The sequence below is a fragment of the Rhizobium anhuiense genome, from assembly GCF_003985145.1.
In the GTDB taxonomy this organism is placed as follows: Bacteria; Pseudomonadota; Alphaproteobacteria; order Rhizobiales; family Rhizobiaceae; genus Rhizobium; species Rhizobium anhuiense.
The window spans coordinates 610,956-626,917 of the sequence record NZ_ML133521.1 but is presented as its reverse complement, the minus strand read 5'-3'; the positions used below and the strand labels follow the sequence as shown (position 1 = coordinate 626,917).

Here is a 15,962-nt window from a genome sequence, read left to right as displayed (position 1 = left end):
ATTGCCGTTTCAGTTGAAGTTTCGCGCCTTCACTTTCAGCGTATCGATGTGCAGATCTCTGACGAAGATATCCCTCGGCTCGGGCAGAGGCTTCGGTCGATCCCGCGAATCCGAACTTCCGGGAGAGCCATGCGCAAACTCGTCGCCCCTGCCTGTCGGTAGCCTGAAACCTGTGTCGCGATCCGCCAGACCGGATAGATCGCCGGACAGGTCGAAGAGCTGCTGTGCAACAAGATGGACGACGTCACCCTCCCTCTGGATCTTCCCATTGATCGCCATCATTGATGATCCGAGCACCACGCGACGGCGCTTTTCGAACAAGGATGGCCAGACGACCAGGTTGGCAGCACCCGTCTCATCCTCGATGGTGATGAACATCACGCCCTTCGCCGATCCTGGCTTCTGCCTGACGAGGACAAGGCCCGCGGTCATCAGCCAGCGGCCGTCGCGAGCGTTCATCGCTGCCGCGCACGTGACGATGTTCTTCTTCTGCAGATCCTTCCGCAGGAAGGCGAGCGGATGCTCGCGTAGCGTCAGCCCGACGTGGCTGTAGTCGGCGATGACATTGTGCCCGTCGGTCATCTGCCGGAGTGCGACCTCCGGTTCCTGCTGCTCCGCGATCGCTTTCATCTCGCGCTCGGCAGCGGCCGCGAACAGAGGTAGCGGCTCGTCACGGAGGGCCTTGATCGCCCAAATCGCATCACGTCTCTCAAGCCCCAGAGACGGCAGATATGCATCGGCATCGGCGAGTTGCTTCAGAGCCTCGGACGGAACGGCCGAACGCCGCCACATGTCGTCGATGCTCTCGAATACCGTATCCATCCGGGCGGCGACAATCCGAGCGGCATCGGCGGCCGCCAGTCCCTTGACCATCCGCATCCCGAGACGAACGGCATGGCGGTCGCCGTTGCCGACGCGTTCAAGCGTGCAATCCCAGCGAGATCGGTTCACACAGACCGGTAGAATTTGCACACCGTGGTTCTTGGCACATCCGACGATCTGCGCGGGAGCATAGAAGCCCATGGGCTGGGAATTCAGGAGCGCCGCGCAGAAGGCATCCGGAAAATGGCACTTCACGAAGCTGGAGGCGTAGGCGATGAGAGCGAACGAGGCCGCATGGCTTTCGGGGAAACCATAGGATCCGAATCCCTCGAGCTGTGAGAAGGTCTTCTCTGCGAATTCTGCGGTGTAGCCATTCTTGACCATCCCGGATACCAGCTTGTCCTTGAACCTCGATACGCCGCCCGTGAACTTGAAGGTTGCCATGCTCTTCCGGAGCTGGTCGGCTTCCCCGCCCGTGAACCCGGCGCAGACCATAGCCACGCGCATCGCGCTCTCTTGGAAGAGTGGCACTCCGAGGGTCTTCCCGAGAACGGCCTCCAGTTCCGGTGTCGGGTATTCGATCTTTTCCTTGCCTTCACGGCGGCGGAGATAGGGGTGCACCATGTCGCCTTGGATTGGCCCCGGCCTAACGATAGCAACCTGAACCACGAGATCGTAGAACGTCTGCGGCCGGAGCCTTGGGAGCATCGACATCTGCGCGCGGGATTCGATTTGGAAAGTTCCGAGCGTGTCCGCGCGCCTGATCATCGCGTAGGTCTTCGAGTCTTCCTGCTCGATCTTCGCGAGATCGAGGTCGACCTCCTTGTGTTCCCGGATCAGGTCGAAAGCCTTCGACATGCAGGTGAGCATGCCGAGCGCCAGCACATCGACCTTCATGAATTTCAACGCCTCCACGTCATCCTTATCCCACTCGATGATCTGGCGATCCTTCATCGAGGCGGGTTCTATCGGCACAAGGTCGTCCAGTCTGTCATGCGTCAACACAAAGCCGCCTGGATGCTGGCCCAGATGTCGAGGCGCGCCCATAAGCTGCTGCGCTAACCTCAAGGTGAGTGCAAGACGGCGATCATCGGGGTTCAGGCCAAGGTCGCGGATGTTTTGATCAGGAACCTCCTCCGACCATGACCACATGCCAGATGACAGCGCCTTGATCACGTCCTCTGGCAGCCCCAGAGCCCTGCCGACATCGCGGATGGCGCCCTTGGCCCGGTAGCGGGTGACCGTCGCACACAGAGCGGCCTTCTCGCGCGTATAGGTTTTGTAGATCCATTGGATCACCTCCTCGCGACGTTCATGCTCGAAGTCGACGTCGATATCCGGCGGCTCGTCCCGTTCCTGCGAAACGAAGCGCTCGAACAGAAGATCGTTGGTCGAGGGATCAATGCTCGTGATACCGAGGATGTAGCAGACGGCCGAGTTCGCCGCCGATCCGCGTCCCTGACACAGAATACCTTGGCTGCGCGCATATTTGACGATGCTGAAGACCGTCAAAAAATACGGGGCATACTTCATTATCTGGATGAGGGCGAGCTCGTGCCGGACAGTCTTCAGCACCTCCGGCGGCAGGCCTTCCGGATAGCGGTTCGGCACGCATTCCCAGAGATAGTGCTCAAGGGATTCCTGCGCGGTCTTGCCGGGGACGATGGCTTCTTCCGGATACTGGTAGGTAAGCTCTTCGAGGCTGAACTTGCATCGATCGGCGATCTCGATCGTGCGCCTGAGCGCTTCCGGATAGCGCGGGAACAGGCGCTCCATCTCGTCGGGAGGCTTGAGATACCGATCCGCATGGCGCTCGCGCTCGAAACCAACGGCATCGATGGTCGTATTGTGCCGGATGCACGTGACAATATCCTGAAGCTGCCGCCTCCCGGCCTCATGGAAAAGCACGTCATTGGTCACGACGGTCTTCACCTTGAAGCGGATTGCGAGGTTCGACAGCTCATGGAGCCGGAGCTGATCGTTCGGACGTCGTCGAAGGCAGAGCGACAGGTAGGCGCGATCGCCGAATATCTCGGCCAACTTCCGAAGCTGGACGGCACAGGTCTCGTCGGCAAGATCCGGCACGAGGATTCCAATCATGCCATCGGCATATGCGACCACGTCGTTCCAATGCAGAATGCAGTTGTTCTTGCCTCCACGGGACTTCCCAAGCGTGATCAGGCGCGTGAGCCGGGAGTACGCGACGCGGTCGGTGGGATAGACCAGTATCGACATCCCGTCCTGCAGATCGAGCCGACAGCCGACGACGAGCCGGATCCCGGTCGACCGCGACGCCTCCAGTGCGCGGACTATCCCGGCAAGCGAATTCCGGTCAACGACACCAACGGCACCAATTCCCAGTATCTTCGCAGTCTCGAATAGCTCCTGCGCAGAACTCGCTCCCCGGAGAAAGCTGAAATGCGTCGTGACCTGGAGTTCGGCATATCTCATCAGCCAAAGATCCCGTGCATGAACCACCGATGGTTCCCGGTTTCAGGATCCACGCCGTCGCCGGAACGGAAAATCCACAGACGCTCGCCCGCATCATCTTCGATGACGAAGTAGTCGCGGACCGCGGCCATCTCGGAGTTGCGTTCCCACCATTCGCCGAAGATCCGCTCTGGACCATCGGCGTTCTTCACCTTCCGGCGCTTGCCCCGCCACATGATCCAGACGGGCGGATGGTCTGGCAGCAGCGCCATCACGTCGACCTGCTCTGGTCGCGCAAGCAGGCGGACGGGCCGGCGCCAGTGATTGACCCAGGCAGCCTCTATCGGATCGGATGCGGCACTGATCCTCCGGACCGAGCGCTCGGGAACGTCGGAAGCAAAGGGGGCGACGCGATAGACCCGCTGGCCACGGTTGCCGTAGATGTCGATGAGCGGCGTGAGGTCCACACCCTCGTCTTCGACCAGCGACGACGTCTTCTGGGCTTCCTCTAGCGGCTCCGCCATGACCGCCACTAGCGTCATCTTCTCGATACCGAAGCCGGGTTCGATCTTCTCGGTTCTGTCTTTGAACAGTTTCGTCAGCCAGGCGACATCGCGCACGGGTTTGGCGGTCCCGGCGCGGATGGCTTGCCGGGTGCCGTCGACCTTCTCGACAATGAGGTCTGCGCGACGGACGCCGAGCCCCCTTCTCTGCAGCGCATCGACAAGCTGGACGACCAGTCGGGCGACATACTTGTTGATGGTCTCGGCGGCGCCGATAGGTTCGGCGAACGCCCTGCTGACTTCGACAAGTTCGGCTGTTCGAATGGGATCGATCGGCTCAGGCGTGCGGCCGAACATCTGGTCGAAGCGGCGGCCGACCTCCGGCCCGAAGCGGAGCGTAAGCGGTGGGCGAGCAGTATTGGCAAGCTCGCCGATTGTCTTGAAGCCGAGCGTCCGCAGGTCGCCGACGATCTTCTCAGGAAGCCGTAGAAGAGAGATCGGCAGCTTTTCCACTGCCCGGAGGGTCTCGCCCCTCGGAACCATGACGGTCTCGCGGCTGGTCGCTCTGGCGCATGCGTGGGCGGCACCCCACGTGTCGGCGATGGCGACCCGTGTCGTCAGGCCCTTGGCGCGGAAGCGGTTGGCGATGCTCGTCAACATTCGCTCCTCGCCGCCCTGTAGATGGTCCGCGCCCTCCGTGTCCATGACGATGCCGTCCGGCGCGTCGACGGCGACGATCGGCGAATACTGGCTGAGCGCCCACATGGTGATGCGATCGAGCGCCGCTGCATCGGCGGCGGCATCGGCGTCGATCATCCGGAGGCCCTGGAAGAGCGCCTGCGCCTTGGCGGCCGGCATGCCCACGTGAACGCCAGCCTTTCTGGCCGCGGGATCGGCGGCCGACACCCAGCGTTTGGAACCGCTCTTCGAAATGACGGCGATCGCCTCCTCAACGGGAATGGCGGGATCGGCCCGCCTGATCCTGTCCGTCGCCAGATCGGGAAAAAATATCGATACGACCCTCGGCATCGCAGGCTCCTACTTCGAACTCGGCGCACTCACCCGCTTTCACCCTCATCAGTTCCAGAAGCCATCTCGCCCGCCCGACGCCCGGAACCGGCAGTTCCTCGCTCGGGATGACGCTCACCCTCCAGCGCGTGGTCGACGCCGTCGGCTGGCCGAAGTCGCTGGCCTCGGTCTGCCGTCGCCACCGCCGCACTGCAAGCGCCATCGTGCCGCTCTTCTCGGCTGCGAGTTGCAGCCGCCGGGACGCGGCCATCGGCAGCCGGACGATCTCGCCGATCACCGCCCCGAGGCCGCCGTATGAAAGGCCCTCCTCCATATTGGCAAGGACGTCCTCCTCCTTGTCGGACTCGACGAAGACGACCCGGTTCGGATGAAGACCCGCCTGCGCCAAGGCCGGGAAGAACAGGTCAGGACGTGTCAGGCACCAGACGACCTTGCCTTTGGTACGGGCGGCAATCCCGCTCACGAACAGGGCGGCCGCCGCCCCGTCGACGGTGCCGGTCCCGCCGCCGGCGCATTCGTGCAGCGCGCCATAGGCCAATCCACCACCCGGAAGCCGCTCGTCGATCTGCGCGACACCGAAAGGCAAAACGCCTCGGCTGCGCCGACCGGCGCCTTCCAGGTGCGCGATCTGCTCGCGCAGCCCGTCGAGGACGGCGTTTGGGGCGACGGCTGACTTCATGATCTCGGGCAACCCGTTTTCGGCTTGAGTAACAGCAATATGTTCTGTATTTGTTCCGAAGAGATAAATGAGTCAATGCGCATATGACCCGCTGAAGTTGAGCGCCGGTACAAAAGATAAAAATCGCCAGCGGATTCAATCGGATGTTGAGACAGGAATATTTTTGGATGCGCCGAACGCGGCTTGTGGAAGATACGATCCCGAGACTGCAAGATCACCAGGTCCCGGTGGTCGAACTCATATGCCTCCTCTGCGATCGCCATTGTACACATGAGCGCAAACTGTTGGTCAAAGCGTTTGGCGCAAGCGTCACCTTCGCGGAAATCCGCCGGCGCATGGCCATGGGCTGCGAGCGGATGCAGACGCCGCGAGGTGACAAGTGTGGAGCACACTTCCCATGTTTGAGTGATGGTCTTGCTGATGGAAGCTAGATAATGACAGGCGAAGACAACCGCGAACGGCCGCGCAAGATCGTGCATGTCGACATGGATGCCTTCTACGCATCGGTCGAGCAGCGCGACAATCCGGAGCTGCGAGGTGTGCCGGTTGCTGTCGGCAGTCCTGCTGCCCGCGGGGTCGTGGCGGCCGCCAGTTACGAGGCACGCAAATTCGGCGTCCATTCCGCCATGCCTTCGGTGACCGCCCAGCGGAAATGCCCGGACCTTGTCTTCGTCAAGCCGCGCTTTGATGTTTACAAAGCCGTGTCGTTGCAGATCCGCTCGATTTTCGCCGAATACACGCCGATGATCGAGCCACTGTCGCTCGACGAGGCCTATCTCGACGTCACCGAAAACCTGAAGGGCATGGAGATTGCGACCGAGATCGCCGAAGAGATCCGAGCGAGGATCAAGGCGGCGACGGGGCTCAACGCGTCGGCGGGAATTTCTTACAACAAGTTTCTGGCCAAGATGGCAAGCGACCTCAACAAGCCGAACGGCCAGGCCGTCATCACCCCCAAGAACGGCCCCGCCTTCGTCGAACAGCTTCCCGTCAAGAAATTCCATGGCGTGGGACCGGCAACGGCCGAGAAGATGCATCGGCTCGCGATCGAAACGGGAGCGGACCTGAAGGAGAAAACGCTCGACTTCCTCGTCGAACATTTCGGAAAGTCAGGGCCGTATTTTTATGGCATCGCCCGCGGCATCGACAATCGCCAGGTCAGACCGGACCGGGTGCGGAAATCCGTCGGTGCGGAAGACACTTTCTCTGCCGACATCCATTCTTATGAACCCGCGCGCGACGGGCTTCAGTCGCTGATCGAAAAGGTCTGGGGCTATTGCGAGGCCAATGAAATCGGCGCCAAGACGGTGACGCTCAAGGTCAAGTATGCCGACTTCAGCCAGATCACCCGTAGCAAGACAGTTCCGTCAGCACTGCCAGCAATTGCCAATCTTGAGGAGGTGGTCGATATGCTTCTCGCGCCAATCTTCCCGCCGCGAAAAGGCATCCGTCTGCTCGGCGTGTCGCTGTCTTCGCTGGAGCGGCGCAGATCTGAAGCGACGCCGCAGTTGCAGCTCGCGTTTTAGGTCACATTAGATGTGACGCGGTCGGTTTTAGATTGGATGCGCTCCGCACCGGCGTTCCCGCGCCTGCCAGTGGTACCGCCCCTCGCCTAAGTTCCCTTGACCTGCTTGCGGCAGATCGAAGCTGAGAGGTCGGAGTTTCGTCGAAGCCGTCTGATGTGAAATTCCGTTGGAATTTCCGACCTCACGAACCGCTTTCGCCCTCGCTATTGAGAACTAGCGCAGAACGGATGCAATCAAGCAAAATCTGTTCGCCAAACGGTTTTGTCAGGCAGCCGACGACGTCCGCGCCCAACGCAGACGCGCGCACATTCTTTTCCGGAAAGGCGGTGATCAGAACAGTCGGAACGCTCTTGCCCAGCGCGACCAGCCGGTGGTGCAGATCGAGCCCGCTCATTCCGGGCATATTGATGTCAGTCACAAGGCAGGCCGTGCGGCGGATATCAGGGAATCTCAAGAAATCATCCGCGGATGAAAAGGTCTCGGCGTCAAATCCCATCGACCTTATGAGCCCCTTGATAGCCTCCCGCATCGACTCGTCGTCGTCGACGATCGCAATCAGAGGTTTCTTGGTTGGCACCGCCGCCTCCCGACTTCGCCGATGGGCGTCGCGCCTAAATGGCGTTATGGCAAATTGCTGGATGGACTTATTATCGGGCGGCGACAAAGGCACCGCAAGCTATACGCTCGTATACGCTGTCTAAACAGTTCTGCGACGGATTGGGAATGTGAACGCGCGGAACATGGAAATGAGGAGACCGACGCGCGCTGCGAAAACAGAGCCATACGCGTGGCAAGTTCGTTAATGCATAAAATGTGGGTTGGAGGACGGTCATCTCGAATGTGCCCGCGCCGAAAGGGTGGAGAGCCGTCCTGCAGGCTGCCTACTCTACCCGAACCAACCGACGCGCCCCGACAGAAGGTTCGTTCGCCGGCGACGCTGGCCGCTCCACGATGCGCAAAACGCCGTTTGCGGCCGCCGGCATCCACCCTTGTGGCCGGGGTGATTATCGCGCATGGTGGCGTGCGAAAGGAAACCCGATTTCGGCATTCGTTTACTCATCTCGTGGCCAATAGGCGTAGATAGTAAATTATGCCAACGTCGATTCACATTGCGGGTTCTGACGATTGACCGAGGCGCTAGCGACCATCATTGTTATCGATGATGACCCCGAGGTCCGGGAGGCGCTTGGGAGTCTGCTGCGTTCGGTCGGCTTTGCCGTCAACCTCCTCGCTTCCGTGGGCGACTTCCTCACGTCCGGGCGACCCGATGGACCGACCTGTCTCGTACTCGATGTCCGGCTTCCGGGACAAAGCGGTCTTGATTTTCAGCTCGAGCTGTCGAGAGAAAACATTCAGTTGCCGATTGTCTTCATCACCGGGCACGGCGACATCCCCATGTCTGTCAAAGCGATGAAAGGGGGCGCGGTCGAGTTCCTGACGAAACCGTTCCGAGACCAGGACTTGCTCGACGCCATTCACATCGGCCTGGCGCGCGACCGCGAATGGCTTGAAAATGAAAAGGCGCTGGCGACGGTGCGCACTCGTTTCGCTAGCCTGACCCCACGGGAGCGCGAGGTGATGGCTTTGGTGGTGACAGGACGGCTCAACAAGCAGATTGCCAGCGCTCTAGGCGTCAGCGAGATTACCGTGAAGGTTCACCGCAGCCAGGTCATGCAGAAGATGGGCACCAGATCCCTGCCCGAACTCGCGCGTATGGCTGACAAGCTGATGCTCGCGCCAGGAAAGACTCAAACGAACTGATAAAGGTCTTGGCTGCGCGTATAGGTCATCCCCCGCTCATTGGTAATCGATCCTTCCTGGTGGCCAATAGCCCCTGCGGAAGCCCTCCTCTATGGTGCGCGTTCATTTCCCCCTCCTCCCAGGCCGGATCGCTACCGATCGGCCCGCCTTGGCCTCCCACCCGCGGGAGGCTTCTTTTTGGCCTCAGTCCCTGCAAGACACTTTCGACTCCAACACGGAAACCGACACCGAATCGAACTGACGGCACCCATGCGCGGGGTTAGAGGAGCAGACCATCGCCCCAGTCATTGCGGGCCAGGATGACTTCGCCGACATGAGTCGCTGAGCAGAAGTTCTGCTGAGGGGTGTCCGTGCCGGTATTCCAAGGTATCGCAAAGCGAAACCACAGTATAATGTCGCGTCGTCCCTTCCATCGCTAGACTAGTCGTTGCCTCGCGAGACAGGTAGCGAATCCCCCCGTTGCTACCACCAAGCTTCGGCGCTCCCTCCATCCGAAGCTCTACGGGTCCACGACCCGCCCGACCGCCCAGCAGCCGCTGGGCGGTCTTTCCTAGAGGTGGACCACGTATCGACCGGGCGGGTGATGGCCTCGTTGTTGGGACGGGCAGGCGAGATGTGGTAAGAAGTGAGGAAGTGGTTGCGGTTCGTCATATGTGCTCGCTTTGGCCAATTTGACCGGACGGATCTCCGAAACGCGTTGGTGGAGATGGGAGTTTGGAGGTTCTTTGGGAGGACGGTGATCGCGTGTTCCACAGGCAACGGCGCCTGGGTGCCGACGGCACGTGGAACCCGGTTCTGGTCGTGATTTCGGCCCTCGAGTATCCGACGCCTTCAAGCCTCGGCCGCCTCGACCATGAATACGGATTGAAGGATGAGCTCGATAGCGCGTGGGCGGTGCGACCGCTTGAGTTGGTGCGCGAGGGCGGCCGGACCATGCTGGTGCTTGAAGATCCGGGCAGCGAGCCGCTCGCCCGCCGGCTCGGAGCGGCAATGGAAACCGGACTTTTCTTGCGCCTAGCGATCAGCATCGCCGCTGCGCTCGGCAGAGTCCACCAGCGCGGCCTGGTCCATAAGGACATCAAACCGGCCAATATCCTGGTAGCGGGCACGTGCGCCGAGGTGCGGCTAACCGGCTTCGGCATTGCCTCACGCCTATCCCGCGAGCGGCAAGCGCTCGAGCCGCCCGAAGTGGTTGCGGGAACGCTTGCCTATATGGCCCCCGAGCAGACCGGGCGCATGAACCGCTCGATCGACTCCCGCAGCGACCTTTATGCGCTCGGCGTGACACTTTACGAAATGCTGACCGGGAGCCTGCCCTTTGCCGCTTCCGACCCGATGGAATGGGTGCATTGCCACATTGCACGACAGCCGATGTCGCCCAAGGAGCGGACGGCGGACGTTTCACCGGCAGTCTCGGCCATCGTCATGAAGCTGCTCGCCAAGACGGCCGAGGAACGATACCAGACGGCAGGCGGCGTCGAGCACGATCTGAGGCGCTGTCTCAGCCAATGGGAAATGGAATCGCGGATTGAGGCGTTCCCGCTCGGCGAGCGCGATATCGCAGACCGGCTGCTGATCCCCGAAAGGCTATACGGGCGGGAGCATGAGGTCGAAACCTTGCTCGCTGCCTTCGACCGTGTGGTGCTGGGCGGGGCGCCGGAGTTAGTGCTGGTCTCTGGCTATTCCGGCATCGGAAAGTCGGCTGTGGTCAACGAACTCCACAAGGTACTGGTGCCGCCGCGCGGGCTGTTTGCGTCCGGCAAGTTCGACCAGTACAAACGGGACATCCCCTACGCGACCCTGGCGCAGGCCTTTCAGGGTCTGCTGAAAGGGCTCCTCGCCAAGAGCGAGGCGGATTTGGCACCGTGGCGCGAGGCGCTGAGCGAGACGCTGGGACCGAACGCAAAGCTGATGGTCGATTTCGTCCCCGAATTGAAGCTCGTCATCGGCGACCAGCCGCCGGTCCCGGAACTTCCACCACAGGACGCGCAACGACGATTCCAACTGGTATTCCGGCGGTTCATCAGTGTCTTTGCCCGGCCCGAACATCCGCTGGCGCTGTTCCTCGACGATCTCCAATGGCTTGACGGAGCGACGCTCGATCTGCTTAAGGATCTGCTGACCCGGTCGGATCTGCAACACCTCATGCTGATCGGTGCCTATCGCGACAACGAAGTCACTGCCGCCCATCCGCTGATGCGGACGCTTGACGTGATCAAGACCGCGGGCGGCAAGGTCGCGGAGATCACGCTTGCGCCGCTCACTGAGGACTATCTCCAGCAGTTGATCGCGGATACGCTCCACTGTCAGCCTGATCGTGCGGCCCCGCTCACCCGAATGATGCACGACAAGACCGGCGGCAATCCGTTCTTCGTCCGTCAGTTCCTGTTTTCGCTCGCCGAAGAGGGAGTGCTCGCTTTCGACTATCGCGCGGCATGCTGGTCCTGGGATCTCAGCCGCATTCACTCCATGGGATACACCGACAACGTCGTGCATCTCATGGTCGGCAAGCTCGCGCGTCAGCCGCCCGAAACGCGGGAGGCGTTGCAGCAGATCGCCTGTCTTGGAAACACCGCAGATATCAGGGTGCTTTCACTCGTGCTCGGGATCCCGGAGGAGCAAGTCGCCGGGGCCTTGTGGCCTGCCGTCGCTCATGAACTGCTCGAGCGTCTGGCAGGCACGTACCGGTTCGTCCACGATCGCGTTCAGGAAGCCGCCTATTCGCTGATCCCGGAGGATCGACGCGGCGAGTTACACCTTCGCATAGGCAGACGACTTGCGGCGAATACTACGCCGGAGCGGATTGACGATCATGTCTTCGAGATTGTCAGCCAGCTTAATCGCGGAGCCGCACTGATCAACTCGGCTAAGGAGCGCGAGCAACTGTCAGAGTTTAATCTGATGGCCGGCAAGCGCGCCAAGGCCTCGACGGCATACGCTTCCGCTCTGAGCTATTTCGTTGCTGGCACGATGATGCTTTCGAAAGACCGGTGGCAGCGCCAGCACCAACTGGCGTTTGCGCTTGAACTGAACCGGGCCGAATGCGAGTTCCTGCTTGGCGCTCTGCCGGATGCGGAGGGCCGGTTAGCCCAGCTTTCCAGTTGTGCTGTCGGCGCCGACGACCAGGCTGCTGTCGCCTGCCTGCGCATTGATCTCTATGCTGCGCTCGGGCAAACCAGCCGCTCCGCAGACGTCGGTCTCGAATATCTGAGGCGGTATCTCGGCGTCGACTGGTCGCCGCATCCGGCCGACGCGGAGGTGCAACGAGAATACGACCGGATCTGGTTGCAGCTCGGGAGCCGCGCGATCAAGGATCTCATTGATCTGCCATTGATGAGCGACCCAGCATCCTCCGCGACGTTGGATATTCTCGCCCGGCTCGTGGGGGCGGTATGGCATACCGACGCGAACCTAGCATGTATGGCAATCTGCCTGGCTGTGAATCTGAGCCTCGAGCGCGGCAACAGCGACGGCTCCTGCTACCATTACGTGTCGCTTGGCTATATTGCTGGGCCGCGCTTCGGTGACTATGAGGCCGGTTTCCGCTTCGGTCAGCTAGGCTGCCAACTGGTCGAAAAGCGCGACCTGAAACGCTTTCAGGCCAGGACTTACAAAGACTTCGGGGCTCACGTCATTCCGTGGACGAGACATGTCCGAATCGGCCGCGACATGTTGCGGCGAGCCCTTGAAATTGCCGATCAGAGCGGTGACCTGACGTTTGCCGGATACAGCTATGCCAGTTTGAATTCGAATCTGCTGGCAGCAGGAGATCCGCTTATGGAAGTGCAACACCAAGCGGAGACCGGCCTCGCATTTGCGCAAAAGGTGCAGTTCCAGTTCGTCGTAGATCTCACCAGCGCGCAGCTCGGGCTCGTCCGGACGCTGCGCGGGTTGACCCGGAAATTCGGTTCCTTTGACGACGACGGATTTGACGAATTCGAGATCGAACGCCGGTTTTCGGAAAATCCGAATCTTGCGGAAATCTGCTACTTCGTCAGAAAACTCCAGGCCCGGTTCTTCGCCGGCGACTATGAGGCGGCCGTCGATGCGTCGTTGCGGGCGCAGAGGCTGCCATGGTCGTCCGTAGCGCATTTCGAAGAGACGCCGGAGCATCATTTCTACGGTGCCCTGGCCCGCGCCGCGTGCTGCGACGATGCTGTGGCAGACCAGCGGGCGCGGCATACGGAGGCTCTGGTTCTCCACCACCGACAGCTTCAGATCTATGCGAAGAATTGCCCGGAGAACTTCGAGAATCGCGCCGCACTTGTCGGCGCCGAGATAGCGCGCCTTGAAGGCCGCGAAATCGACGCCGTGCGCCTATACGAACAAGCGATCCGCGCAGCGCGCGCCAACGGCTTCCTTCATCATGAAGCCCTCGCATATGAACTCGCCGCCCGCTTTTATGCGCTGGGAGGCTTCGAAGACTTCACTCGTCTCTATCTCCGCAACGCGCGAGGCTGCTATTTACGCTGGGGTGCCGACGGTAAGGTGCGGCAACTCGACCAGCTCTATCCGGACCTGAGAGGGGACGAACGCAGTCCCGCTCCAACAAGCACTATTGGTGCCCCGGTCGAGCAACTCGACCTCGCAACCGTCATCAAAATCTCACAAGCCGTGTCAGGCGAAATCGTCCTTCAAAAGCTGATCGACACGATCTTGCGCACCGCCGTTGAGCAGGCGGGCGCCGAGCGCGGCCTGCTGATCCTGCCGCGCGGCGGTGAGTCACGGATCGCGGCGGAGGCCACGACTTGCGGTGAAGCAGTCGCGGTGCAGATGCTCGACGCGATCGTCACAGAGTTTACGCTGCCACAATCGCTCCTTCGTTATATCTTGCGCACGAACGAAACCGTGGTCCTCGACGACGCAGCAGCTCAGAATCCATTTGCCGCGGACCCATATATTTGTCGGCACCGTGCTCGTTCTATCGTCTGTGCGCCGTTGCTCAATCAGGGCCAACTGACCGGGGTACTCTATCTTGAAAATAACCTCGCCCCTCGGGTCTTCGCGCCAGCTCGGATCGCGGTGCTGAAGTTGCTCGCCTCGCAGGCAGCAATCTCACTGGAGAATACCCGGTTGTACCGCGATCTCGCTGAACGCGAAGCCAAGTTCCGTCGCCTCGTCAAGGCCAACATCATCGGCATTATCATCTGGGATATCGAAGGTCGCATTTTTGAAGCCAATGACGCGTTTCTCCGCATGTTGGGCTACGACCGAGAGGATCTTGCCTCGGGTCGGCTATCCTGGACGGACCTGACGCCGGTCGAATGGCGCGACCGCGACGCACGGACCGTCGCAGAGCTGAAGATGATGGGGGCAGTCCAGCCGTTCGAGAAGGAGTATTTTCGGAAAGATGGCACCCGCCTGCCCGTGCTGATCGGCGGTGCACTTCTAGAAGAAGGCAGGAACGAAGGTGTCTCTTTCGTCCTCGATCTGACGGAGCGGCGGCAGGCCGAAGAGGCGTTACGGGAGAGCGAGGAAGCCTTGCGCGAGGTGCAAGGGCAACTGGCCCATGCAAATCGCGTCGCCACAATGGGCCAGCTCACAGCGTCCATCGCCCATGAAGTCAATCAGCCGCTCGCCGCATCGCTCACCAACGCCCAGGCGGCGTTGCGCTGGCTCGGAACCCATCCGCCCAATTTGGAGGAGACGACTCAGGCGCTGGGCCGGATCGTCGAGAACGCCAATCGAGCCAGCGATGTCATCGGCCGGATCCGTGCCTTGATCAAGAAGGAGCCGGCTCGCAAGGAGCTGTTCGACCTCAATGAAGCCATTCGTCACGTGATTGCCTTGACCAGCAGTGAAGTGCTCCGCCACGGCGTCACGCTGCAGACAGAATTCGCGGCGGGCCTCCCGTTGGTGGAAGGAGACCGCGTCCAGCTACAACAGGTGATCCTAAACCTGATCATGAACGCAATCGAGGCGATGAGCAGCATCAACGAGGAAGAGCGCGAACTGCTGATCAGCACCGGGGCAGATGCCTCAGGAACCGTTGTCGTCAGGATACGCGACAAGGGTCCGGGCCTTGACCCGCAGACAGTGGATCGTCTCTTTGAGGCTTTCTACACGACCAAATCGAGCGGCATGGGCATGGGCCTGGCGATCTGCCGTTCGATTATCGAGGCTCACGGGGGTCGAATGTGGGCCACCGCTGGTGAACCACGTGGGGCAGTGTTTCTGTTCACCCTGCCTCTCGAACGAGACGAAACCGCTGGCGCAAAGCATGCCGACCAAATGGCAATGTTGGGAAACTGATAGGACCAACAACGGGCTGAAGCTCTCGCAGCCTGGGCAGGTCTCAGGCTGAAGGCCGTCGACCTGGCCCGCTTCTCCGTCACGAGACGACTGAGGTACGGCCGAAGCTTTCACGTCCACGTCGCAGTCTTCGGGCCAACGGGGGCGGCAGTGGCGAAAACAACAAGCGCATCGATCGTGCCGCGAAATCGTGCGCCAGGAAACTGGACGAGGCAACGGAGATGCCTGCACGAGCTAAAAGGTGCTAGGCACCAAGCTCGATGATCCTCAATTCTGGACCCAAACCCGGCTTACGGCATGTCGCGGAAATCACTGAAGGGCAGAGATCCCGAAGCCGTCTAACAGACGGACAAGCCCGACGGAGTAGCACAGAAGACCGAACTGGGTTCCAGTAACATATAGGGTAAAGGCAGATCTCTGGGCGTGCAGCGCTTGTCCCCAGGGAGACTTGATCGTTTCGAATGGCATGACGGAGAACATCATCAAATGGGCCTCCAAGTCCGTAGGCGGCCATGATGAAATATCGGGCGGTGTGTGGAGCGGAGAGCCCGGAGCGCAAGGCCCAGCTTCCCCATATGCGCTGGGAAACAGCGTCAATGGGACCAGTTCGATTTGGATGCGGTGGAGTTCATGTGTCATGGTCTCAATCCTTAGGCAAACGGTCCGACCCATCGGCTCGCCGGCACCTATCGTTGGTGAATGGCCTCAAGTCTGTCATTGATGCAGGCATCAGGAGGCGTGTTGAACGCCTTCGTGAGCTCGATGACATTGCCGCGCGGGAGAAGTACCCTGACCGTAACAGGACGCCGCTCGACCTGCTATTGATCTCGAGGAAGGATCGAGTAGCGAAGAGGAGGAGACGACTTATACGGGGGTTTAGCCGTTCATCGGGGCCGGCTACCAGAAATCAGACCACCACCCGCTCCTCGCGATGAGATGCCTTCGGCGCGCTCCTCTTCC

At 60.8% G+C, this 15,962-nt stretch carries 8 protein-coding genes; 4 read left to right on the top strand and 4 right to left on the bottom strand.

The genetic code is table 11. From position 1 onward, the window contains the following. Nucleotides 1-9: 9 nt before the first annotated feature. From EEQ99_RS03095 to EEQ99_RS03085, 3 genes are read right to left on the bottom strand one after another with little or no spacing between them, the layout of a single operon-like run. Entirely contained in the window at nucleotides 10-3,273 is a 3,264-nt protein-coding gene (locus EEQ99_RS03095) for an error-prone DNA polymerase (RefSeq protein WP_097596363.1), read from the bottom strand. After that, on the bottom strand, nucleotides 3,273-4,784 hold the full coding sequence (locus EEQ99_RS03090; protein WP_097596364.1) for a Y-family DNA polymerase: 1,512 nt from the start codon (nucleotides 4,782-4,784) through the stop codon (nucleotides 3,273-3,275). Before EEQ99_RS03090 ends, EEQ99_RS03095 begins: the two co-directional genes overlap by 1 nt. Continuing rightward, nucleotides 4,705-5,463 carry an ImuA family protein gene (locus tag EEQ99_RS03085; RefSeq protein ID WP_097596375.1) on the bottom strand — a complete coding sequence of 253 codons (759 nt, stop codon included), beginning with the start codon at nucleotides 5,461-5,463 and terminating at the stop codon, nucleotides 4,705-4,707. Before EEQ99_RS03085 ends, EEQ99_RS03090 begins: the two co-directional genes overlap by 80 nt. A 167-nt stretch (nucleotides 5,464-5,630) precedes the next feature. Between EEQ99_RS03085 and EEQ99_RS35030 the strand changes: the two genes are divergently transcribed. Both EEQ99_RS35030 and dinB read left to right on the top strand, forming a co-directional pair. After that, entirely contained in the window at nucleotides 5,631-5,894 is a 264-nt protein-coding gene (locus EEQ99_RS35030; RefSeq protein WP_097596376.1) for a hypothetical protein, read from the top strand. Nucleotides 5,895-5,897: 3 nt separating this feature from the next. Next, nucleotides 5,898-6,989: a DNA polymerase IV gene (dinB, locus tag EEQ99_RS03075; protein ID WP_097544223.1), complete on the top strand. Its 1,092-nt coding sequence runs from the start codon at nucleotides 5,898-5,900 to the stop codon at nucleotides 6,987-6,989. Nucleotides 6,990-7,170: 181 nt separating this feature from the next. On the opposite strand, the gene EEQ99_RS03070 is transcribed toward dinB, so the two are convergent. Then, nucleotides 7,171-7,566, bottom strand: a complete 396-nt coding sequence (locus EEQ99_RS03070; protein WP_097544222.1) for a response regulator transcription factor — start codon at nucleotides 7,564-7,566, stop codon at nucleotides 7,171-7,173. Nucleotides 7,567-8,114: 548 nt separating this feature from the next. Here EEQ99_RS03070 and EEQ99_RS03065 point away from each other — a divergent pair. Together EEQ99_RS03065 and EEQ99_RS03060 are read left to right on the top strand one after the other, a co-directional pair. Further along, nucleotides 8,115-8,750, top strand: coding sequence for a response regulator transcription factor (locus EEQ99_RS03065; RefSeq protein WP_097596365.1), 636 nt, complete (start codon nucleotides 8,115-8,117; stop codon nucleotides 8,748-8,750). Between the two features lie 714 nt (nucleotides 8,751-9,464). Further along, nucleotides 9,465-15,002: a trifunctional serine/threonine-protein kinase/ATP-binding protein/sensor histidine kinase gene (locus EEQ99_RS03060; protein ID WP_127430012.1), complete on the top strand. Its 5,538-nt coding sequence runs from the start codon at nucleotides 9,465-9,467 to the stop codon at nucleotides 15,000-15,002. Nucleotides 15,003-15,962: the final 960 nt, after the last annotated feature.

Bases quoted from the DNA above. Each gene is read 5' to 3' on its own strand.
- EEQ99_RS03095 (WP_097596363.1), bottom strand. From the start codon at position 3,273: ATGAGATATGCCGAACTCCAGGTCACGACGCATTTCAGCTTTCTCCGG.
- EEQ99_RS03090 (WP_097596364.1), bottom strand. From the start codon at position 4,784: ATGCCGAGGGTCGTATCGATATTTTTTCCCGATCTGGCGACGGACAGG.
- EEQ99_RS03085 (WP_097596375.1), bottom strand. From the start codon at position 5,463: ATGAAGTCAGCCGTCGCCCCAAACGCCGTCCTCGACGGGCTGCGCGAG.
- EEQ99_RS35030 (WP_097596376.1), top strand. From the start codon at position 5,631: ATGCGCCGAACGCGGCTTGTGGAAGATACGATCCCGAGACTGCAAGAT.
- dinB (WP_097544223.1), top strand. From the start codon at position 5,898: ATGACAGGCGAAGACAACCGCGAACGGCCGCGCAAGATCGTGCATGTC.